This window comes from Microbacterium sp. STN6 (assembly GCF_026410545.1).
In the GTDB taxonomy this organism is placed as follows: Bacteria; Actinomycetota; Actinomycetes; order Actinomycetales; family Microbacteriaceae; genus Root112D2.
This window is the reverse complement of the sequence record NZ_JAPMIT010000001.1, coordinates 451428-472573: the sequence shown is the minus strand read 5'-3', so window position 1 is coordinate 472573 and position 21146 is coordinate 451428. Positions and strand designations below refer to the sequence as shown.

Below are 21146 nucleotides of genomic sequence, written 5' to 3'. Positions count from 1 at the left end.
GCCCAGCGGCAGCAGGCCGCCGCCCGTGAGTACGGGCGAGCCGAGCAGCGGAACTGTGATGGCGACGCCGACGACCGCCATGGCGATCACGACCCAGATGCCGCCGCCCGAGAAGAACTCGAGTTCCTGCCGCTCGCCGCGGGCTCGCATGACCGCGGCCTCGCGGCGCAGGGCACGGGCGCGGCGCACCTCGGGCAGGGGCACGCGAAGCGGGGCGATGGCCGAGAATCCGGAGCCGGTGGCGCGGCCGCGCGCGAGGGCTCGGCGCGCGTTGCCGGTGCGCATCCCACTGAAGGCGACCTGGAACGCCGCCGCGAGTTCGCCGCCGACGGCGCCGGGTTGCTTGCGCAGCAGGCGGCCGAGCGAGCGCAGCACGGCAAGCGGCACGAGGGAGAGCCAGTGGAACGGCACAGCCGCGGCGGGCGCGTATGCCATGCGACGGTGCAGCTGGGCGGCGCGGCGCACCCTGAACAATCGGCGGCGGTTGGAACCCTTGCCCGACCGGCTCGCCCCCACCACCCCATCGCCGGCGATCGCGACGCGCGCCGTGGGCACCAGCACCACCCGGAAGCCGGCGAGCCGCGTGCGCACGCAGAAGTCGAGGCCATCGTCGGCCACAGGCAGGGCGGGGTCGAAGCCGCCGAGCTTCTCCCACAGCGTGTGCCGCACGAGCATGCCCGCGGGTGAGACGCCGAGCACGTCGCTCATGTGGTCGTGCTGGGCCTGGTCGAGCTCGTCCTCGACGAGGGCGACCGACGCGCCGAGCGGCGTCATCGACTCGCCCAGCGCGCGGATCCGGCTCGCGTCTTCCCAGTCGACCAGCTTGGGCCCGGCAACCGCGACCGAGGGTGACACCTCGACCGTGCCGAGCAGGGCTTCGAGCGCGGTCGGTTCGGGCGCCGTGTCCTGCCCGAGCAGCCATAGCCATTCATGATCGGATGCGGGCTGCGCGCTCACACGCAGCCCGGTCGCCACAGCGGCACCGAACGAGAGCCGCTCCCGTACGGCGACGATCTGCGTCGGGCTGAACTCGGCCAGGTCGCGGGCCGTAGCCTCCCCGGCTCCGCAGTCCACGGCGATCACCACATCGGGCTGGCGGGTCTGCGCGCGCAGCGCCTCGAGGGTTCGCCTCAGATGCTCGCCCCCGTTGCGGGCGACGACGACGGCGGTGACTCTCGGATACATCGCAGCAAGCCTAGGTCGCGCTTCCCCGAACGCCGCTCAGGCGAGGCGCGCGTCGCGGCTCTGCGCCCGGCCGTCGCGCCCCGCTGCCGCCTGCCGCGCCCGTGATCGAAAACGACGGTGATTCTGCGAGATTCAGCGCTGGAAGCGCCGCATCCGCTTCATAGAGCAGAAAAGTCCGTCGCTTTCGACAGCACGGAAGCCGGTTGACCGAACGGGAGCATCGGGCCCGGCACCCCGCGACCCGGCGACGCCGCGCCCGATCGCCCGGACAGCCCGACAGCCGGACAGCCGGATAGCCGGATAGCCGGATAGCCGGATAGCACAATTGAAAACGACGGTGAAATTGGCCGATTCGGCGCTCAGGACGCCGAATCCCTTTGTTAAAGGCGATATGTCCGTCGTTTTCGATCGGGGGCGCGGCAAACCCTTATCGGCGCAAAGCGAGGCCCTGGCGGCGTCGCGCGAGGCGCAGAACCACGGACGGCGTCGGGCGAGACCCAGGGCCGCAACGCGAGGCGCACGGCCATCAGGCGAGGCGCACGGCCGCCAGGCAAAACGAGCGTGGCGTCCGGACCCGGAGCGCGTGGAACCCCCAAGTCGATGCACTCACATTGGGGTGCGGCCGCGCATCCCGATGATAGAACCTCTCGGCTCAGACGGCGCGTTTGCGCAGCTTGCGGCGTTCGCGCTCCGAAAGGCCGCCCCAGATGCCGAATCGCTCATCATTCGCGAGCGCATACTCGAGACACTGGGCGCGCACTTCGCACGTGGCGCAAATCTTCTTGGCGTCCCTGGTCGATCCGCCCTTTTCGGGGAAGAACGCCTCAGGATCGGTCTGCGCACACAGAGCATCCGACTGCCACGCCAGGGGGTTCTCGTCGTCATCGACAGAGGACCGAACTCCCGGCACCCCCAAACGAACAGGATCGACGAACCAGTCATCGGGTACCCCAGAGCGATATTCAGGTATAGCCATATCGATCTCCCACCCATCTCACGCCGGCAACTGCAGACGCTTGCTAGTAATTACACCGGTGTAGTTAGGTGGCGTCAAGTCGCAAATCGTAAAGCCTCAACCGGCGCTGGAGACTTCGCGACGCGCCGGACATGCAGAAGATTCGCGACACGCCCGGGCTGTCTACCCCTCGCTGAGACTCGAACGTCGCGTTGCCGGTCGGCTCACCTCCTGAGAGGGTGATCGGCGGGCGCCACGTGTCGGGGGTAGGCGTGGCGCCGAACGAAAACGACGGCACTTCTGTTGAAACCGGTCAGATCCGCCTCGAGAACGCCGGTTTTCCGCAGAAACACCGTCGTTTTCGCCCGGGAAAGCGGGCGCTCGTGCGCGCCGCTGACCACCGAGAGGGCGCCTTGGAGAACCGACGCGCGGCTCGTTACACCCGCTGCCGGCTCAGGACGCAGCCTGGTGGGCCGCCCAAGCGCTCGCGACCATGTCGTCGAGCGTGTGGCGCATCCGCCAGTCGAGGTCGCGGGCGGCGAGCTCCCCCGACGCCACGATGCGAGCCGGGTCGCCTGGGCGGCGTGGCCCCACCTCTGGGGTAAACGCGATGCCCGTGACCGCGGCCACGGCCGACATGATCTCGCCTACCGAGACGCCGTCACCGCTACCGAGGTTGTAGGCCGGCTCGATGCTCTCACCGGCCGCGAGGCGCTTGGCGGCGGCTACATGCGAGATGGCGAGATCGGCCACGTGGATGTAGTCGCGCACACACGTTCCGTCGGGGGTCGGGTAGTCGTCCCCGTTGATGCGGGGGGTGCGCCCCTCGATAAGCGCGTCGAAGACCAGCGGGAACAGATTGTGCGGGCTCGTGTCTGGCAGCTGGTCGCTCGCCGAGCCCACAACGTTGAAGTAGCGCAGGCTGGTGTGGCGCAATCCGTCGGCGATGCCCTGGTCGCGCAGCAGCCATTCGCCGATCAGCTTCGACTCGCCGTACGGCGACTCCGGGCTCTTCGCGGTCTCCTCGGTGACGAGGTCGACTGAGGGCGTGCCATAGACGGCGGCGCTTGACGAGAACACAATCGAGCGGATGCCGGCATTCTGCATCGCGGCAAGCAGCGTCGCGGTGCCCGTCACGTTCTGCTCATACGTGTGCAGCGGGCGCTGAACCGAGACGCCGGCGTATTTGAAGCCGGCCACGTGCACGACGCCGGTGATGTCATGGTCGCGGAACGTGGCATCAAGCAGTTCGCGGTCGAGGATGCTGCCGCGCACGAACGGCGCGCCGTCGGGCACGAAGGATTCATGGCCGCTGGACAGGTCGTCAACGATGACCGTGTCGATGCCCTCGTCCGCGAACGCGCGCACCACGTGCGCACCGATGTATCCGGCTCCCCCGGTCACAAGCCACGCCATGCGTTCCTCCTCGTCTGCGTCAGGCGGCACCGCGCGCTCGCCTCTATATTCGGCCCGCCCGGCCGCGGCAACTCAGCGAGCCCGCGGGGCCGAGTTTCTGCCACCGCAACCTTACCGGCCCCTCCCCCTCGCCAACGCTGTGCGCTTCGTGCGAAGCTGGCGCAGCATCCGCGCGTTCCGACGCTCGAAACGCGCCCACCGCGGCGACTCGTAGCGAACCACCGGCGTCTTCACGAGCGCCTCGTCCTCCTCGAGCGCCTGATACATCGCGGCCACGCACGAAGACCACTGCTGCTGGTACTGCCGGTACCGGAAGCGCAGCAGGCGCGCGCCCTTCGCTGCGGCGGCGGCACTTCGCCTGGCGTCGTTCGCGATGCCCTCAGGTGTGTCGTGCGTCTCGGATCCATCGACCTCGACGTAGGTGTGCGGGCCGATCTGGCCGTCCGTATCGCCGACACCGGGAATGAAGGCCTGGGGCAGGAAGGGGATGCCGGCATCCGCGCACAAGAGCCTGAACTCGGTCTCACCGCCGGCCTCGGCACGCCCGTCGACCAGTCGTTTCCACGTCTGAACTCGGCGCGGCGCGGTCGCGAAGAGCTCGTCCAGCTGCTTCCGGGTGATCCCCTCGAGACCTTCCTGCCTGGCATGCAAAGCGGCGTCGAGGCACACAATCGCGGTCACTCGATCGGCGGTGCGCAGCACGTGCGCGAGCGCGTCCACGACGCTGTCGCGCCACTGCGTAGGCGCGGCCCGCAGCTCGTCGCTGTCGTGCCAGGTGACGCGGCATCCCCGCACTCGCGTCGCCGCCCTCCGCTTGCGCATGTCATGCGGTGTGCGCAGGGCGCGGGCTTTGGCCGGCACGACGACGTGCAGGCTCTTCGTCGTGGGCGTCCAGTGCCCGTAGGTCTTGAGCGCGCTGAGCCCCGTGAGCCTGCCGCCCACACGCACTGCCTGCACGGCCGCCGTCGACGCGGTCGCGAGCGCGTACCACCCCTGCCGCGCGCGGATCACGATACCCCGTCGCATCGCCGCCCGAATCTGCCCGTCGGTGTGCCCGAGCGCGAGCAGATCGCGTCGGCGCAGGAAGAGCCCGTTGCCCTCGAATGACTGCCTGATGCTGTGCACCCCTCGATCGTGCCGCGCCAAGCGGCGGCCGCCGGCCTCATTGTCCAGAACCGTGGACAACACGCTCGCGCTCCCCGCTGTGGAGAAGAGCGGATGCCGCCGCAGCGCCCCGCCCTGACCGACCGCCCGCTCGCCCTCACCCGGCCGCCCGATTGCCGAGCTCACCGGCCGCTCCGCCGGCCGATTCAAAACGACGGTGAAACAGGCCGAAACGGCCTGTTTCATGCCATTTCACACACAAGAGAACAGAATCACCGTCCTTTTCGATCGCGCCGCGGCGCGGTGGATCAGGGCATGGCAGAGCAGAGCACACCCAAGCCAGCCGATCCACGGGTGGAGGGCGCGACGCCCCGGCTCACCCGTTCGGCACGGCCACGAACAGAGTCGCATCGCCGACGACGCGCAGCGGAGCCTCCCCGGCCGAGACATACACGGCGTCGCCGCGCCGCAACGCGACCTCCCCCGTCGTACCGCTGAGTCGAGCCTTCCCCCGCGTGCACAACGCGATCGCCGGCCCGGTCGCAGAAAGAGCGGCCCCAGCATCCGCACCGCCCACCTCCACGTGCAGCAGCGCGAAATCAGGCACGTCCGGCCGGAACGCCTCGACCCCCGGCCCCGCCACCTGCCCCCGCAAATGCGGCACCGGAACCGGCTCAAACTCGAGTACGGCCAGCAGCTCGGGCACGTCGATGTGCTTCGGCGTGAGGCCTCCGCGCAGCACGTTGTCTGACGCGGCCATGAGCTCGATGCCGAGCCCCTCCAAATACGCGTGAATATTCCCCGCCGGCAGATACAGCGCCTCCCCCCGCCGCAACGTCACCCGGTTCAGCAGCAACGACAGCACAATCCCCGGGTCACCCGGGTACGCACGCGCCAGGTCTCCGACGGTCGCAAGCGAGGCGGCGAACGCACCAGCGTTGCCGCTTGTCAGCACTCCAGCGGATGCCGCCACCACCGCCTCCACCAGGTCGCCCACGCGCGGGCCTCCCCCGAGCAGCCACCCGACCGTGTCGCGAAGCGCCGCCCCACCCGACGCGCCACCATCGCCACCCGCACCCGCGCTCGCGCCCACACCACCGACGCCCGAGCCCCCGGCATCGCCGCTCGCGCCCTCACCGCCGACGCCCGAGCCCCCAGCATCGCGGCCAGAAACCCCACCGCCGAGCCGCGACCGCAGCTCCTCGAGCGCGTCTCGGCCGGCCCCGCCGCCGGCTGCCGCCATCCGCAGCTCGTCGACGATCGCAACCGACTCGGAAACCGGCCGGAACCCGCACAGTGCCTCAAACCGCTCACTCAGGGCATAGATGAGCTCGGGCTTGTGGAAGGGGTCCTTGTAGTTGCGCTCGGGAGCCGACAGCGGCACGCCTGCGGCATTCTCGCGCTCGAACCCGGCACGTGCGCGCGACGGCGACGGATGTGCCTGCAGCGACAGTGGCCCAGCCGCCGCCAGCACCTTCAGCAGGTAGGGCAGCCTCTCGCCTTCCCCCGCAACGACCTCCACGAGGTCCCGCGCCCCGCCTGCCGCGGCGGGCTCGAGAACCTGGCTTGGCGACGCGGGGTGGGCCCCGAGCCACAGCTCCGCTTCCGGGCCGCCAGATGGCTCCGTACCGAGCAGCTCGGCGATCGCCGTCGTGGAGCCCCACGCGTAATCACGCGGGGTGTTGCCGATGCGTACAAACATGGCTCGCGGTCCCTTTCATCGAGTTAGACCAAACTACCAATCGCGTTGTTCGCTGACGGGCGTGTGCCTAGGCTGGCGAGACTACGAGCATGACGCGACGCGCAATGGAGCAGACATGGCATTCGAACCCCTCGCCAGCGATTTCTACGGCTTCGAGAACACCCTCACCGATCAGGAGAAGGCGTTTCTCGTCGACCTGCGCGACTACCTCGAGACCGAGGTTCGCCCGATCGCGAACGAGTACTGGGAGCGGGCCGAGTTCCCCATGCAGGTGATCCCGGAGCTGCACAAGCTGGGCGCCATCGGGCTCGGCCACGCCGAGACCCGCACGTTCGAGAACTCCGCCGTGTTCCGCGGATGGGCCGCCCTCGAACTCGGCCGCGTCGATGCGAGCGTCGGCACCTACGTCGGTGTGCAGAACGGGCTCGCGCTCGGCTCGGTGGCTCTTACGGGCAGCGACGAGCAGCGCGCGGAATGGCTGCCGCGCCTGGCCTCGGGCGAGACCCTCGGCGCGTTCGGCCTCACCGAGCCGTTCTCCGGCTCCGATTCTGCCCAGGGCCTGCGCACCGTCGCCACCCCCGACGGCGACAACTGGGTGCTCAACGGCGCCAAGCGCTGGATCGGCAATGCCACCTTCAGCGACATCACCGTCATCTGGGCCCGCAGCAGCGACGACAACCAGGTCAAGGGCTTCATCGTGCCCACCTCCACCCCCGGCTACACCGCCACCAAGATCGAGGGCAAGCAGAGCCTGCGCATGGTGCAGAACGCCGACATCACGCTCGAGAACGTGGTCGTACCCGAGTCGCTGCGCCTGCAGCGCGCCAACTCGTTCAAGGACACCGCCAAGGTGCTGCGCGAGACCCGCGCCGAGGTGGCATGGGCTGCCGTCGGCGTGGCGATCGGCGCATACGAGGCCGCGCTCGCCTACGCACGCGAACGCATCCAGTTCGGAAAACCCATCGCCTCGCATCAGCTCATCCAGGACCTGCTCGTCAAAAGCATGGGCAACATCACCGCCAGCATCGCCATGTGCGTGCGCGTCTCCGAGATGCTCGACCGCGGTGAGCAGCGTGACGAGCACTCGGCACTCGCCAAGGCATATGCAACGGCACGGATGCGCGAGACCGTCGCTTATGCCCGCGAAATCCTCGGCGGCAACGGCATTGTGCTCGACTACAACGTCGCCCGATTCTTCGCCGACGCCGAGGCCCTCTATTCGTATGAGGGCACGCGCGAGATGAACACCCTCATCGTGGGCCGCGCGCTCACGGGCTTCGGCGCCTTCGTCTGACGCTACGCGGGCCCAGGAGCGCCGCAGCCGTGTCTCGAAACCCCGCTGCGCACCCTCACCCCACCAGCAGCACCGCGCAGAGCAGCAGCAGAGCGGCCCCCTGGATAATCGCCCGAACGGTGATGATCGACTCCCAGCGGTCCTGCAGGGCGCGGGCGTCGGCCGGCACCTCGTTGGCGAGGGCCGCGGTGCTGAGCCGGCGGTTTATGGGCTTCGCGATGCGCGTGAACAGCACGAGCCAGACCAGCAGAAGCGCAAGGGCGGCGGTCGCAAGCGCTGCCGGGAGCGGCGCGCCGCCGACGAAGGCGAGCGCGGCAGCGAGTGCCGTGAACACGACGCCGCCGATCCCGGCGATGGGTAACCGGCGGTCGCCGAAATGGTGCCCACGCCCGACGGCCTGCACGAGAGTGCGGTCATCGACGCCGGCGTAGACGGGGCGAAGCACAACCGCGGCGAGCACGTCGGCGCCAAAGATCACGGCGATGCCGACGATGGCGAGGATGGCGGAGATTCCGATGGCGATATTCATGAGAGGCCTTTCGTGTTGTCAATGGGCAGGTAGGCGCGCTCGGGGCACCGCTCAGACGTATCCGAACTGCTTTCGAGTCATCGCGTCGAAGGTGCGGTCGGGCAGGAACGTCGCGAGTGCCACCGCGATGCTGGCGCCCGGGCCGATCCGGTAGCGGGTCTTGGGGCGGCGCACGAGAGCCGCCTTCGCGATCAGGGATGCCACCGCATCCACACTCGATGTCTCTCTGGCCCGCGCCGGGCTCAGGAAGTGGCGACGCATCGCCGCCGCCATCGCTGCATACGGACCGCGCGCCGACGTGTGCTCGAGACGATCCATCGCCACCTCGTGCCAGTCGGTTTCGACGTAGCTCGGCTGCACGATCGTGACGTCGATGCCGAATTGCGAGACTTCGCCGCGGAGCGAGTCCGAGAGCGCCTCGAGGGCGAACTTCGACGCGTGATACCAGCCGCCAAGCGGCGCGGCGAACTCGCCGGCAAGCGAGGAGACGTTGACGATGCGTCCGTGCCCGGCCTCGCGCATGCCCGGCAACGCGGCCTGCACGAGAGCCACGGCACCGAGCACATTCACCTCGAGCTGCGCCCGCGCGTCGGCGAGCGCGGTCTCTTCGACGCTGCCGAATTCGCCGTAGCCGGCGCAGTTGACGAGCACGTCGATCGGGCCTTCAATGCTCTCGACCTGAGCGACCGCCTCGTGGATCGACGCCTCGCTCGTGAGGTCAAGCGCGACGGGGGCGACGCCCTCGAGCGCCGCGATCGCCGCGGTATTGCGTGCGGCGCCGAAGACTCGTTCGCCGCGTTTGGCCAGCAGTTGCGCGGTGCGGGCTCCGATGCCCGATGAGGCACCGGTGATGAAGACGACTGACATTGATTCTCTCCTTCAGTGAATTACGTTCACAGTAAGAGCACGCTACAGTGAATGTCATGCACAGTCAAGACGATCGGGCGCTTCGCCAGCTCTGGGCGCTCGATGCGCCGAGCGCGCGCGGCCCCAAGGCGCGATGGAGCCTGAGCGAGGTCGCCGCAGCCGGCGTTGCCCTCGCCGACGAGGTCGGCCTCGACGGGGTCTCGCTCGCCCGCCTCGCGAAACGGCTCGAGGTGACGACCACTGCCCTCTATCGCTATGTCGACTCGAAGGCGGTGCTCATCGAGTTGATGGTGGACAGCGCAGTCGGCGATGCGCCGACGATCGCCGCAGACGACTGGCGGCAACACTGCCGCACGTGGACCACGCTGCTCGCCGATCGTTACGCGGCACATCCGTGGCTGAGCGACGTCGCGCCGACACGGATGCCGACCCAGCCGCACGTGTACGCCTGGATCGACGCGCTCGTCGGCGCGATCGGGGCCGACACCGAGGTCGATCCGCTGCGACTCGCGCTGCTCCTGGACAGCCTCGTGCGCACCTACATGACGCTCGAGCGCAACCTGAGCGACGCTGCGCCGCCTGCCTGGCTCGGCGAGGCCCTCTCGGCACGGTTCCCCCGGCTCGCGCACGCGGGGCGGGCGGATGCGGCCGACGCCCGCGCCGAGCTGGAGTTCGCCGTCGACGCGGCGCTGCGTGGCGTCGCATAGCTCGCCCAATACGCTTAGGGCATGGCAACCGCGCGCGCTCGCACTCCCCTGGTCGGCTTCGCGGCCCTCGCGTTCTTCACGCTGCTCGCCGGTGACTTCTGGCGCAATCTCATCAGCTGGTGGGGGTGGGGCGTGCTCGTGGGCGTACTCACGCTCATCAGCCTCGCCATCCTGATCCGCAGCACCCGCAGCCGCCGCAACACCGGCACCACCGGCACCACGAGAGCCATCCACCTCGACTGGCGCCGCATGCCCCGCATGCTGGGCCTCTTCCTCCTGCTCGCCCTCGTCTCCATCGCCTGGTCCGCCTACCCTGGCGTCTCCGCGATCGCGGTCGTCGCCCAGTGGGCCACCGGCGTCGGCGCCCTGCTCTTCGCCGTCGCCCTCGACTGGCCGCAGCTCGTCCGAGCCCTCGGCATCGCGCTGCGCTTCATCATCGGCCTCTCATTCGTGTTCGAGCTCATCGTCTCGATCTTCGTGCGTCACCCCGTGCTTCCCTTCTGGACGAACTACGGCGACGAGAAGGTGCCGAAAGCCTTCTACTGGAGCCGCGACCTGCTCTTCCACGGCGGCCAGATCCAGGGCATCCTCGGCAACAGCAACCTGCTCGCCATGTGTGCCCTGCTCGCCCTCATCGTCTTCGGCATCCAGCGCGCCGACCGCACCTCGCGCCCCATCGCTGGCACCGTCTGGATCGTTCTCGCCGCCGCCGCATTCGTGCTCTCCCGCTCCTCGACCGTCATTATCGCCACGGCCTTCACCGCCGTCGTCCTGGCGTTCGCCCTGTGGGCGCGGGCGATACCGCAGTCGAAGCGGATGCCGCTCTACGCGTCGGGCTTCGCCGCAGCCCTCGTCGCGGTCGGCGTGGTGTGGGCGCTGTGGGGGCGCATCCTCGAGCTCTTCGGCAAGAGCGAGGATCTGACCGGCCGGCTGGACATCTGGAACTCCGTGATCGGGTTGGCCCACCAGCATCCGGTGTTCGGTTGGGGCTGGATCAGCTATTGGGCCCCCTGGATCGAACCGTTCAAGGGGCTCGCGGTGCGGCACGGCGTCGAGTACCTGCAGGCGCACGACGTGTGGCTCGACGTGTGGATGCAGCTCGGCATCGTGGGCCTCGTCATCTTCGCCCTGCTGGTCGCCACCACGCTGATGCGCTCCTGGTTCTTCGCCGTCGACCGCCCGCGCCACGGCCTCGAAGACCGCGAGCCGTTCACCGCCGCCAGCCTTCTTCCCCTTCTCGTGCTCGCCGCGTACCTCGCGCAGAGCGTCGCCGAGAGCCGCCTTTTGATCGAAGCCGGGTGGATGCTGCTGGTGCTGTTCTGCGTGAAGACCAAGCTCGCCCGGCCATAGGATGAAGCATGAGCTCGCTGCCCGGTCGCCGGCCCGTCGTGCCGGAATCGGTCTCTGAATTCCTGGCCTCGCCGCGGTTCACGTCGGTGCTGTCGATGGCCGCCATCGGCATGGCGTTCTCGACGCACGTGCTGCGCAGCACCATCGGGTGGCCGGGGCTGATCGGGGCGCTCTGCGGGCTCGTGGTGCTCGCCGCGGCATCCTTCATCGCTCAGCGTCACTACATCGAGTGGCACGGCCTGCTGCCCATTTCGCTCATCGCGTTCGTGGTGTGGTGCGCCCTGACCGTGCTGTGGACCGACTACCAGTGGACCGCCGTCTCCGGGGTCGTCTACCAGGTGGCGTTCGCGTTCCTCGGCGTGTACATCGCGCTGGTTCGCGACACGATCCAGGTGGTGCGCGCGGTGGGCGACGTGCTGCGCGTGCTGCTCACGGCGTCGCTCGTGCTCGAGGTTCTCTCGGGCATTCTGCTCGACCTGCCCATCCGGTTCCTCGGCATCCAGGGCAACATTGCACACGGCGGCCCGATCCAGGGCCTCTTCGGCACGCGCAATCAGTTGAGCATCGTGGCGCTGATCGCGTTCGTCACCTTCCTCGTGGAGCTGCGCACGCGCTCGGTGCTGCAGCGCCGAGCCATCCCGTCGATACTTCTGGCGGTGCTCTGCCTGGCGCTCGCCCACTCGCCCGTGATCGCGGCGGTGCTCGTGGTCGTCGCCGTCGCGACGCTCGCGCTCTACGGGCTGCGCAAGGTGCCGCCGCACGCCCGACCGTACGTGCAGTGGTCGCTCGCCATCGTCACGCTGGCCATTGCGGTGCTCTGCTACGTGTTCCGCACGGGCGTGATCAACCTGCTGAACGCCCGAGCGGATTTCTCGGTGCGCTACGACACGTGGATCCAGATGTGGCAGATGATCCCGCTGCGCGAGCTGCAGGGCTGGGGCTGGGTGGGCCTGTGGCGGCACAACCTCGTGCCGTTCGCAAGCATCGACTTCTTCAGCGGCAGCACCCACTCCAACGGCCTGAACGCGTTCCTCGACGTCTACCTGCAGACTGGCCTCGTCGGGCTCGTCGCCTTCCTGGTGCTGCTCGCCCTGGCGTTCAGCCGCGCCTGGGTGCTCGCCTCGAACAAGCGCACGGTCGTGCACGTGTGGCTGCCGCTCGTGCTGATCGCGCTCTTGAGCACGTCACTCTTCGAGAGCTCGATCCTCATCGAGAGCGGATGGCTGCTCGTCGTCGTCTGCGCGGTCAAGGCCGCCCAGTCCCTGAGCTGGCGCGACGCCCTGCCGCACCGCGCCCCTACGAGGGCCGCAGAAGATCTCTGAGGGCGTCCGCGTTCCCCCGGCTGGCGAAGCGCAGATACCGCCCCTCTCGCAAAGAACGATAAATCCAGCGGATGCGCCTGCCGCGCGCCGCTGGCAGCCGCGCCCGCTCGTGCTCGAACTCGGCCTTCTCCCGTGCGGCGCGCTTTGCCTGCCTCGCTCCCGCCTTGAGCGACGACTATACGCTCTGTGCGCTGGCGAGCAGGTATCGGAGCGCAGTCACCGGAAGCGCTCAATCGTTAGTCGGATGTCTGTTTGACGAGCATCCCGCCGATTGTCAGTCCGACGCCGAACGCCAGGAAACCGAGAAGGTAATCGGATCGTTCGTGCTGGTCCGCGTGAAGTTGAAACGGGAGAGAGCTACCGACGACGTTTCCATATTCCGCTGATCGGAACAGGTCGTCGGAGACTCCGAGCGCCTTCTCGACGGCAGAGACAACCGCACGCGATCCCTGGTGCACATACCATCGGTCGACTTCGGCCAGATCGACGCCTGACTGTTCCATGAGCCGGCTTGTGCAAGCGTTGATGCTCCGAAGAACGAAGTTGAATACAGCGCCCCCGTTCATCCCGAGGTGGCCGAGATCCCGTCCGGACTCGCGACGGATTTGAAGCTCACCTGCACGTGCGCCTTCGGAGAGGAAACTATGCGCAAGCACCTCCCATCGACGAGCTTCCACCGACTTCGGAGGGTCTGGCAGCTGGATCGAGCTGATCAACAGCGCGCTCGCACCATCGGAGAACAACGGAGAGACTTTGAGTTCCGACGACTCGAACAGCTTGGTGTACGTATCGGCGAGCGTAAGCAGCACCGTCGTGGCGAGCCCGCCATTGATTAATGTCTTCGCCACCATAAACGCTCGAACGAAGCCCGTGCAGGCGTCGTTGACATCGAGAGTGAATATCTCACGATCGAGCCCAAGCGCCGCCTGAATCAGGTGGGCGTTGCCAGGCGCGATCAATTCGCTTGTCGAGGTCACGCTCACAATGCCGTCGACCTGCTCTTTCCACCAATCACTTCCGCTCATGACGGCGGCGTCAAGAGCGAGCGAGAGGCTGGACTGATCGTCCCTGCTTCTGTAGATGGTCGAGAAGCCGGTCCTCTCAAGGAACCCGTCGCGAACCGGGCCGTGCTCGGTCAGCAGCTCCGCGACGTCGGCCGGCTGACCACCGAGCACTGCGCCGAGCGGGTAGACCCAGACAGAATCAGTCAAGGTAACCCTCGGCCCGCAAGACAGTGGACAGCTCTGCCAGGTTCTCGAAATTGTTCAGCGCTTCAACCTCGTTGACACCGTCGCCGAACTCGTCGTTGAGGTGTTCGAGGATCTCGAGCTGGTCGAGCGAGTCCCATGTTCTCTCCGACGGGCGACCGGCGGTCGTCACACCGCCCAGTGCGCTGTCGATCAGGTCCTTCAAGGATGCGTCGTTCATCTATCGCTCTTCCTACCGCGAGAGTTCAGGACGACAACCGCGGCGGATCTAGGCTAACCCAGACGTTCACTGATTGCGGAGCAAACCAGGCCGCACTGGACCGTCGATCGGAGAGTCTGCCACGGGATCCGATGAATAGGATCGGAGCATGATTACTGAGGCTGACCTCGAACAGGCGACGGGAGAGAAGAGCGCAGAGGGGTTCGCGGTCGCCGCGCTCGACCTCATCACCGCGAAAGGCGACCGAAAGATCCTCGCCTTTCTCGACGATTCAAAGTTCATCTCGTCTCTCGACGAGAACCCGTCGGTGGGCGCTGTCCTCGCGACAGCCAAGCTCGCGCTCGAGCTAAACTCGTCGGCGCTGCCCGTCATCGTCGTCGAAGACCCCCGATGGTCGTTCTACATGCTCCACAACCATTTGGCCACCACGCGACCGCCGCTCGCTCCGACGGCCATTGCCGACGACGCAGTTATCAGCGATGGGGCCGTCATCTCACCGGCCGGCGTGACGATAGGGGCCGGCGTAATCGTTGAGCCCAACGTCACCATCGTCGGCCCGGCCACCATCGGCGCCGGCAGCATTATCCGAGCGGGCGCGGTGATCGGCTCAAGCGGCTTCGAGCACAAACAAACGCGGCGCGGCATTCTTAGCGTTGTTCACGACGGCGAAGTCACCCTCGGCGAACGCGTGGAGATCGGCGCACTCGCCTCGATTGCGCAAGGTTTCGCTCGCAGGACAACGAGGATAGGCGACGACTCGAAGATTGACAGCCTTGTGCTCATCGCGCATGGTACGCAACTCGGCGAACGCGTCTTCGTCGCTGGGCGCGCAGTAGTGGCCGGAAGCTGCACCGTCGAGGATGACGTGTGGATCGGCCCGGGCGCGACGGTCATTGATCAGGCGCGAATCGGCGCTCGTTCCCGGGTCGGACTCGGCAGCGTCGTCCTCCGGGACGTCGCTCCGGATTCAAAGGTTCTCGGCAATCCCGCGCGACTCCTCGCCTCTGCGCGCTGAGAGCTCTCCGTCGAGCAGGTCAGAGCGTCAACGCGCGACTTCCGTTGACTTGCGCGTACCTCTGTGCCCGCGCCGCGATGGCGCCGAAGTCGAAGAACTCGTCGCCGGATTCCCGGACTAGATCGACGATTTCTTCGACAAGATCGCGAACACCCCACCCGCCGAACGCAAGCTCATTTCGCGGGTCGCCATCTTCGTCCATATACAGGCGCGAGCGCACTGACTCATAGAAATCGTGGCCCGGTGAATTTAGGGCGATGTGGACCGGGTGCAGATTCAGGACTTTGAGTCCCGGCGACTCCAGGCCGGGTAGAAGCGCAGCGAGACCGGCTCGCCTGTCGTCGGGCAAACGCATCCAGATGTCGTCCTCGAACCACACCGGAATCCTCACCACACCTGTGGCGTGCACGGCGGGAACGATGTGCGCAGAGAACGCGCTCGGATGCTGCGAATCAGTCACAAAGCCGGCCTTCGCCAGTTCGACAAGTGCCACGAAGCTCTCGCCGAAGCCGTGGGACCGGAACGAATCGGCCGGTGGAAGGGACACTGTGAGACCGGCGACCACCTCGGCCGCGTCGGCTCCGTGCGAGGATCCGGCTAAAAAATTTGGGTGCCATCCGCGGGAGAGACCTGGCGCCGCCGCCGCCGCATCCAGAATCGCCGAGGGGTTCGTCTGGAAAACGTGCACCGGCAAGCGGAGCGACTGAACCCAGCTGAGGAAATAGTCAGTCGCCCACTCTGGCGCCCAGTCCTGGTCGGCGGTGAGACAGAAGAACCGCTGAGTGTGGAACTCTCCCCACGGGAACGTGAATTCAAACTGCCGAGCCATCCGTCTCCTCGCAAATGTGCCCCGCCGATTGGAGGGGTCCCGCAATGCCACCTAGAATCTAACTGCACTTCTTACCTGATCAGTCACAAAGCGGAGCCTTCATGACATCCTCGCGCGGCACGGTCCACGCCACTGCCGAGGTCTCCCCCGCGGCCAATGTCGCAGAATCCGCCAACGTGTGGCACTACGCGCAAATCAGAGAGAACGCGCAGCTGGGCGAGAACTGCATCATCGGCCGGGGCGCATATATTGGCGAAGGCGTACATCTCGGCGACAACTGCAAGGTGCAGAACTACGCCCTGCTGTACGAGCCCGCCCATCTCGAGGACGGCGTCTTCATAGGCCCGGCCGTCGTGCTCACCAACGACCAGTTCCCCCGAGCCATCAACGCTGACGGATCCTTGAAGTCTGCTTCGGATTGGAAACCCGTGGGGGTGACCATTCGCCGTGGCGCGTCGATAGGCGCCCGTTCGGTCTGCATCGCCCCCATAACGATCGGCCGGTGGGCGCTGGTGGGCGCCGGAGCGGTCGTCGTCAAGGACGTTCCGGACTTCGCGCTCGTCGTCGGCAACCCGGCGCGACGTGTCGGGTGGGTTGGCGTCGCCGGGCACCCGTTGACAGAAGAGTCCGCGGGCATTTGGGTGTGCCCGGTGACGTCCACCCGTTATCAGCAGATCGAACCAGACCGACTGGTGGAAATGGAAGCTCAGTGATCAACGCAGCACAGCCGATCATCGGTGACGAGGAACGCGAAGCGGTCGATCGGGTTATGCGATCCGGCATGCTCGCGCAGGGGCCCGAAGTAGCCGCTTTCGAATCAGAGTTCTCCTCCGTCGTCTCGGGCCTTCACTGCGTCGCGGTGAATTCAGGGACGTCGGCTCTACACATGGGCTTTCTCGCGGCCGGTGTCGGCCCCGGCGACGAGATAATCGTGCCCTCCTTCACTTTCGCCGCAACGGCCAACGCCGTCGCACTCGCCGGCGCGACGCCGGTATTCGTCGACGTAGACATCGACACTTTCACGATGGATCCCGCCGCCGCCGAAGCGGCCATCACATCGCGCACCAAAGGCATCATGCCGGTGCATCTCTACGGTCAGCCGGCCGACCTCGTCGCGCTATCGGGCATTGCTGAACGCCACGGCCTCATCCTCTTCGAGGACGCCGCGCAGGCTCACGCCGCCTCCCTCGATGGCCGACCTGTCGGCACCTGGGGTGTCGCGAGCTCGTTCTCCTTTTATCCCACCAAGAACATGACTTCGGGCGAGGGCGGCATGGTGACCACGGCCGATGTCGAGGTCGCCCGTCGGTTGCGGCTACTGCGCAATCAGGGCATGGAAAAGCGCTACGCGAACGAGATCGTCGGTTTCAACACGAGGATGACCGACATTCACGCGGCGATCGGCCGGGTTCAACTGACCAAGCTGGCCGGGTGGACGGCCACTCGCCAAAGGAATGCGGCATTCCTCAGCGAAGCAATCACCGAGGTCGTGACGCCGCCCACTGCACCCGGCGCAGTGCACGTCTTCCATCAGTACACCGTGCGGATCGAGGGGCACGATCGTGACGCCTTCGCGGCAGAACTGATGAAGCGCGGGATCGGCAGCGGCGTCTACTACCCGACTCCCATCCACCGACTGCCGTCCTTTGCCCTTGACCTGGACCTCCCCGTGACCGACACAGTCGCGGCCCAGTGCCTGTCGCTTCCGGTGCACCCGGCGCTCAGCGACGACGACCTGCAGACCATCGCCGAGACGGTGAATGCCGTGGCACGGGCAGGGAGCTGACCATGACTTTGCGCGCCGGTGTTCTCGGCCTTGGAGTGATGGGTCGTCACCATTCACGGGTTCTCAATTCGCTCGAAGGAGTCAGCTTCGTCGGAGTCTACGATCCGGGCGATGCCGTTCCATCTTCGATCGAGGGTCGCGATGTCATCAAAGAGCTGGACCATTTCCTCGACCTCGACCTCGATTACGCCGTCGTCGCGGCACCGACCATCTATCATCTCGACCTCGGACGAATGCTGGCGGAACGCGGGGTGCATGCGCTCATCGAGAAGCCCGTTGCCTCAGACGCTGAATCCGCACACCGGCTGTGCGCACTTTTTGAGCAGGCTGGGCTGGTCGGCGGCGTCGGTCACATCGAGCGCTACAATCCGGCACTGCAATCGATGCGCCAACGGATCGAAGATGGTCTGCTCGGCGAGATCTATCAAATTGCGACGCGACGCCAAGGGCCCTTCCCCGGAAGAATCGCCGATGTCGGGGTCGTCAAAGATCTCGCCACGCACGACATCGACCTCACCGCCTGGGTGAGCCAGCAAACTTACGTCAGCGTCAACGCGAGAACCGCGCACCGCAGTGGTCGAAAGTACGAAGACATGGTGATCGCCGTAGGCACTCTCTCCAGCGGCACGATCGCGACGCACACCGTCAATTGGCTCAGTCCGTTCAAGGAGCGCACGACGGTTGTGACCGGAGCCAAAGGCGCCCTGGTCGCAGACACTCTCACAGCGGACCTGACCTACTTTGCCAATGGCACGACCGCCGTCTCCTGGGATGGCGTCTCATCGTTCCGGGGCGTGACCGAAGGCGACGTCACCCGGTTCGCACTCGAGAAACGAGAGCCGTTGCGAACAGAACACGAAGCGTTCCGTGACGCCGTCATCTCCGGCGACACCGGCGGGATCGTCACACTCGCCGAAGGCACGGCCGTCGTCGTCACCGCTGAGAAGTTCGTTCTCGACGGCCAGAACCATCAGCTTAATTGAGTCGGAGTACTAACGCTTATGAGAATCACCGTCGTCGGGATGGGGAAGATCGGCCTTCCGCTAGCGGTTCAGTTCGCTGAGAAGGGCCACACGGTCTTCGGATCGGATGTCAACGCGCGAACGGTCGACCTCATTAACGGCGGCACCGAACCTTTCCCAGGCGAGAAGGGACTCGCTGAGAAGCTTCCGGGAGTCGTTTCAGCCGGCCGGCTGACGGCTACGACCGACACCGCTGCCGCCGTCGCTCAGAGCGACGCGGTCGTCGTGGTGGTGCCCCTCTTCGTCGACGCAGAGGGCATTCCGACGTTTGACTGGATGGACAGCGCGACCCGCGACATCGGTCGTGGGCTAAAGGCTGGAACGCTGGTCTCCTACGAGACGACGCTTCCCGTCGGAACGACCCGGAACCGCTTCACCCCGATGCTCGAAGAACTCTCTGGCCTCAACGAAGGCAAGGACCTGCACGTGGTGTTCAGCCCTGAGCGCGTGCTCACCGGAAGGATCTTCGTGGATCTCCGCACCTACCCCAAACTCGTCGGCGGCGTGAGCCCCTCGAGTGAAGACGCCGGAGTAGCGTTCTACGAGCACGTTCTCGATTTCGATGAGCGCGCCGACCTTCCACGACCAAATGGCGTGTGGCGACTCGGCTCCTCCGAGGCGAGCGAGCTGGCGAAGCTGGCGGAGACCACGTATCGCGACGTCAACATCGGGCTCGCGAATCAGTTTGCAGTGTTCGCGGATCGGCAACACATCGACATCTACGGCGTCATCGAGGCGTGCAACAGTCAATTCTTCAGCCACATCCACCAGCCCGGGATCGCCGTCGGTGGCCACTGCATCCCGATCTATCCCCAGATGTACCTCTGGAACGACCCGTCAGCTACGATCGTGCGTGCCGCCCGAGCTGCCAATCGATCGATGCCCCACTACGCCGTCGAACTCCTCGAGCAGAAGCACGGACCTCTGCATGATCAGACGGTGGCCGTGCTCGGTGCGAGCTACCGGGGTGGCGTCAAGGAGACGGCGTTCTCTGGCGTATTCGACGTGGTCGAGGCGCTACGGACGGCCGGTGCTCGCCCGGTCGTGAACGACCCGATGTATACGCGCGCTGAACTGGAGAGGCTCGGCTTCGAAGACTACGAGTTCGGCACTCCTGTCGACGCCGTCATTGTCCAGGCCAACCACGACGAGTACACCCGCGTATCGGCATCGGACCTGCCCGGCGCTAAGACGATCGTCGATGGCCGCGGCATCACTTCCGCGGACCTCCGCGCGAGCGTGCCGACCTACGTAATCGGAGCAGCCTCCGCGCGCTGACCGGCGTCAATCCCGCGGGAGATGCTCCTCTAGAATCTCGATGAACCGCTCGATCCGGCGGGCGTAGGTGTGCTCGGCGAGCGTCCGTTCCTGACCGGCGCGAGCGATAGCGTCCAGACGTGCCGGCTCGGCGAGGGCGGCCGCAGCGAGGTCCGCCGCTTCCTGTGCGGAGCGGTAGGCGAGCACCTCACGACCTGGTTCGAAGAGATCCGCGAGGTTCTGCTTCGCCTCTGTGACGAGGAGCGCGCCCGATCCGGTCGTCTCAAACATCCGCATGTTGACGGCGTATGGCCCGGCAACTTCGCCATGACGGTTGACCACTAGCTTGCTCTGCCCAAGGAGCTCGAACATGCGTCTGCCCCAGGCGGGACCACGGTGAAACGGGGCTAGTCCGGAGTCGTCCAGCACTTTCTGGCTGGCCGGGCCGTAGATCTGGAGGGTCGGGATGCGCTCGGCGACGGCACGCAAGAGCGGTGCCGTCGCAAGCTGCAGGCGCGAGAAACTTCCGACGAAGATGGCGTCGATCGGCCGCGAGGATGCCGGGCTCACGGTCATCCAGCGCTCGTCGAAGCCGAGCGGGACGCCGACCGACGGGATGTTCCAGCTCCGCGCCTGCTCAACAACACTCGGGAGCGCGGAGACGATGAGGTCGTAGCTGAGCAGGTAGGGCTTGGGCGGCAGCGGAGAGGCGATCTCGCCCACGAGTAGCGAAGTATTCCGCCGAATCTCCTTGGCGAGCCCCGGCGGCACCAGGTTGATGTCCTGCACCAGTACGACGTCAGGCTGCGCCGCCTCAACTTGCTGGAGCATCACACGGTGCAGGTGAGGCACGAGATGCAGCAGGTCGCGAACTCCCGGGAGTCGGGAGAGGTGGGGCGCGTACTTCCAGCCGCGCGCGAACGGAGACCGGACACCGTTCTCCCGCGCCCACTGCATCTGCAGCCCAAGCGCGTTGGGCACGATGACGTCGGCGCGCCAGCCAGCCGCGCGGAGATTGCGCTGGTACGCGCCGCCGGTGCCGAAGCCGAAGTCGACGAGCTCGGCGAGCGCGTCCTCGTATCCTCTGCCGATCGGGTCTGCTGTTGCAACCCCAAGACTGTCGAGTACACCCCGATAGTACGAGTCGATGAGAAGAATACTTTGTGCCACAGCTCTCCAACGGCAATCGCGAGCACGCGCCCTGCGCAGGCGGGCCGGGTGCTGGCCCTGACGATTCTACACAGCAACGGGCGCGCTCTAGGATTGTATGGTGACTGCTGACCCCTCGCGCCGCGCTCTCGTGGCCTGCGACTCCGATCTCAGTCGAGACTCTCGAGTGCTACGGCAGATCCAGTGGCTTGTCGAGGATGGCTGGGTC

At 66.6% G+C, this 21146-nt stretch carries 19 protein-coding genes and 1 pseudogene; 9 read left to right on the top strand and 11 right to left on the bottom strand.

Translation table 11 applies throughout. From position 1 onward, the window contains the following. Positions 1–549 precede the first annotated feature (549 nt). The 5 genes and pseudogenes from OSC27_RS14490 to OSC27_RS02100 form a co-directional block, all read right to left on the bottom strand. Positions 550–1185 (bottom strand): annotated as a pseudogene (locus tag OSC27_RS14490) (glycosyltransferase family 2 protein); the annotation flags it as partial. A 652-nt stretch (positions 1186–1837) separates the two neighbouring features. Continuing rightward, entirely contained in the window at positions 1838–2161 is a 324-nt protein-coding gene (locus OSC27_RS02115) for a WhiB family transcriptional regulator (protein ID WP_267179760.1), read from the bottom strand. Between the two features lie 432 nt (positions 2162–2593). Further along, on the bottom strand, positions 2594–3556 hold the full coding sequence (galE, locus tag OSC27_RS02110) for a UDP-glucose 4-epimerase GalE (protein WP_267180401.1): 963 nt from the start codon (positions 3554–3556) through the stop codon (positions 2594–2596). Positions 3557–3667: 111 nt separating this feature from the next. Next, positions 3668–4846, bottom strand: coding sequence for a hypothetical protein (locus OSC27_RS02105; RefSeq protein WP_267179759.1), 1179 nt, complete (start codon positions 4844–4846; stop codon positions 3668–3670). A gap of 190 nt (positions 4847–5036) precedes the next feature. Further along, positions 5037–6362, bottom strand: a complete 1326-nt coding sequence (locus tag OSC27_RS02100) for a type I phosphomannose isomerase catalytic subunit (RefSeq protein ID WP_267179758.1) — start codon at positions 6360–6362, stop codon at positions 5037–5039. A gap of 115 nt (positions 6363–6477) precedes the next feature. On the opposite strand from OSC27_RS02100, the gene OSC27_RS02095 reads away from it, so the two are divergent. Then, entirely contained in the window at positions 6478–7656 is a 1179-nt protein-coding gene (locus OSC27_RS02095) for an acyl-CoA dehydrogenase family protein (RefSeq protein ID WP_267179757.1), read from the top strand. A gap of 55 nt (positions 7657–7711) precedes the next feature. Here the strand turns inward: OSC27_RS02095 and OSC27_RS02090 are convergent, their stop codons facing one another. Together OSC27_RS02090 and OSC27_RS02085 are read right to left on the bottom strand one after the other, a co-directional pair. Next, entirely contained in the window at positions 7712–8185 is a 474-nt protein-coding gene (locus OSC27_RS02090) for an anthrone oxygenase family protein (RefSeq protein WP_267179756.1), read from the bottom strand. A gap of 51 nt (positions 8186–8236) precedes the next feature. Further along, positions 8237–9052 (bottom strand): oxidoreductase, encoded by an 816-nt coding sequence (locus tag OSC27_RS02085; protein ID WP_267179755.1) that lies wholly within the window; start codon positions 9050–9052, stop codon positions 8237–8239. A 56-nt stretch (positions 9053–9108) separates the two neighbouring features. Between OSC27_RS02085 and OSC27_RS02080 the strand changes: the two genes are divergently transcribed. From OSC27_RS02080 to OSC27_RS02070, 3 genes are read left to right on the top strand one after another with little or no spacing between them, the layout of a single operon-like run. Next, positions 9109–9759 (top strand): TetR/AcrR family transcriptional regulator, encoded by a 651-nt coding sequence (locus OSC27_RS02080; protein ID WP_267179754.1) that lies wholly within the window; start codon positions 9109–9111, stop codon positions 9757–9759. Between the two features lie 21 nt (positions 9760–9780). Next, entirely contained in the window at positions 9781–11109 is a 1329-nt protein-coding gene (locus OSC27_RS02075; protein ID WP_267179753.1) for an O-antigen ligase family protein, read from the top strand. A gap of 8 nt (positions 11110–11117) precedes the next feature. Next, positions 11118–12431, top strand: coding sequence for an exopolysaccharide production protein (locus OSC27_RS02070; RefSeq protein ID WP_267179752.1), 1314 nt, complete (start codon positions 11118–11120; stop codon positions 12429–12431). A 236-nt stretch (positions 12432–12667) separates the two neighbouring features. Here OSC27_RS02070 and OSC27_RS02065 read toward each other — a convergent pair whose 3' ends face one another. Next, positions 12668–13642, bottom strand: coding sequence for a 3-oxoacyl-ACP synthase III family protein (locus OSC27_RS02065; RefSeq protein WP_267179751.1), 975 nt, complete (start codon positions 13640–13642; stop codon positions 12668–12670). After that, positions 13635–13859, bottom strand: coding sequence for a hypothetical protein (locus tag OSC27_RS02060; RefSeq protein WP_267179750.1), 225 nt, complete (start codon positions 13857–13859; stop codon positions 13635–13637). The genes OSC27_RS02065 and OSC27_RS02060 overlap by 8 nt, the downstream gene beginning before the upstream one ends. A gap of 148 nt (positions 13860–14007) precedes the next feature. Here OSC27_RS02060 and OSC27_RS02055 point away from each other — a divergent pair, with 148 nt between their 5' ends. Continuing rightward, the gene (locus OSC27_RS02055) at positions 14008–14874 is read left to right on the top strand and encodes a hypothetical protein (RefSeq protein WP_267179749.1); all 867 of its coding nucleotides are present in this window, start codon (positions 14008–14010) and stop codon (positions 14872–14874) included. Positions 14875–14893: 19 nt separating this feature from the next. Here the strand turns inward: OSC27_RS02055 and OSC27_RS02050 are convergent, their stop codons facing one another. Then, positions 14894–15703: a hypothetical protein gene (locus OSC27_RS02050; RefSeq protein ID WP_267179748.1), complete on the bottom strand. Its 810-nt coding sequence runs from the start codon at positions 15701–15703 to the stop codon at positions 14894–14896. Between the two features lie 101 nt (positions 15704–15804). Between OSC27_RS02050 and OSC27_RS02045 the strand changes: the two genes are divergently transcribed. From OSC27_RS02045 to OSC27_RS02030, 4 genes are read left to right on the top strand one after another with little or no spacing between them, the layout of a single operon-like run. Further along, on the top strand, positions 15805–16416 hold the full coding sequence (locus tag OSC27_RS02045; protein ID WP_267179747.1) for an acyltransferase: 612 nt from the start codon (positions 15805–15807) through the stop codon (positions 16414–16416). Next, positions 16413–17489: a DegT/DnrJ/EryC1/StrS family aminotransferase gene (locus tag OSC27_RS02040; protein WP_267179746.1), complete on the top strand. Its 1077-nt coding sequence runs from the start codon at positions 16413–16415 to the stop codon at positions 17487–17489. Before OSC27_RS02045 ends, OSC27_RS02040 begins: the two co-directional genes overlap by 4 nt. Before the next feature lie 2 nt (positions 17490–17491). After that, positions 17492–18472 (top strand): Gfo/Idh/MocA family protein, encoded by a 981-nt coding sequence (locus OSC27_RS02035; RefSeq protein WP_267179745.1) that lies wholly within the window; start codon positions 17492–17494, stop codon positions 18470–18472. 18 nt (positions 18473–18490) lie between these two features. Next, positions 18491–19789 (top strand): nucleotide sugar dehydrogenase, encoded by a 1299-nt coding sequence (locus OSC27_RS02030; protein WP_267179744.1) that lies wholly within the window; start codon positions 18491–18493, stop codon positions 19787–19789. 6 nt (positions 19790–19795) lie between these two features. Here the strand turns inward: OSC27_RS02030 and OSC27_RS02025 are convergent, their stop codons facing one another. Then, positions 19796–20938: a glycosyltransferase gene (locus OSC27_RS02025; protein ID WP_267179743.1), complete on the bottom strand. Its 1143-nt coding sequence runs from the start codon at positions 20936–20938 to the stop codon at positions 19796–19798. Positions 20939–21146 lie beyond the last annotated feature (208 nt).

Coding starts and splice junctions, on each gene's coding strand:
- OSC27_RS02100 (WP_267179758.1), bottom strand. CDS start 6,362: ATGTTTGTACGCATCGGCAACACCCCGCGTGATTACGCGTGGGGCTCC.
- OSC27_RS02075 (WP_267179753.1), top strand. CDS start 9,781: ATGGCAACCGCGCGCGCTCGCACTCCCCTGGTCGGCTTCGCGGCCCTC.
- OSC27_RS02055 (WP_267179749.1), top strand. CDS start 14,008: ATGATTACTGAGGCTGACCTCGAACAGGCGACGGGAGAGAAGAGCGCA.
- OSC27_RS02030 (WP_267179744.1), top strand. CDS start 18,491: ATGAGAATCACCGTCGTCGGGATGGGGAAGATCGGCCTTCCGCTAGCG.
- OSC27_RS02085 (WP_267179755.1), bottom strand. CDS start 9,052: ATGTCAGTCGTCTTCATCACCGGTGCCTCATCGGGCATCGGAGCCCGC.
- OSC27_RS02090 (WP_267179756.1), bottom strand. CDS start 8,185: ATGAATATCGCCATCGGAATCTCCGCCATCCTCGCCATCGTCGGCATC.
- OSC27_RS02045 (WP_267179747.1), top strand. CDS start 15,805: ATGACATCCTCGCGCGGCACGGTCCACGCCACTGCCGAGGTCTCCCCC.
- OSC27_RS02080 (WP_267179754.1), top strand. CDS start 9,109: ATGCACAGTCAAGACGATCGGGCGCTTCGCCAGCTCTGGGCGCTCGAT.
- galE (WP_267180401.1), bottom strand. CDS start 3,556: ATGGCGTGGCTTGTGACCGGGGGAGCCGGATACATCGGTGCGCACGTG.
- OSC27_RS02060 (WP_267179750.1), bottom strand. CDS start 13,859: ATGAACGACGCATCCTTGAAGGACCTGATCGACAGCGCACTGGGCGGT.
- OSC27_RS02095 (WP_267179757.1), top strand. CDS start 6,478: ATGGCATTCGAACCCCTCGCCAGCGATTTCTACGGCTTCGAGAACACC.
- OSC27_RS02070 (WP_267179752.1), top strand. CDS start 11,118: ATGAGCTCGCTGCCCGGTCGCCGGCCCGTCGTGCCGGAATCGGTCTCT.
- OSC27_RS02115 (WP_267179760.1), bottom strand. CDS start 2,161: ATGGCTATACCTGAATATCGCTCTGGGGTACCCGATGACTGGTTCGTC.
- OSC27_RS02035 (WP_267179745.1), top strand. CDS start 17,492: ATGACTTTGCGCGCCGGTGTTCTCGGCCTTGGAGTGATGGGTCGTCAC.
- OSC27_RS02050 (WP_267179748.1), bottom strand. CDS start 15,703: ATGGCTCGGCAGTTTGAATTCACGTTCCCGTGGGGAGAGTTCCACACT.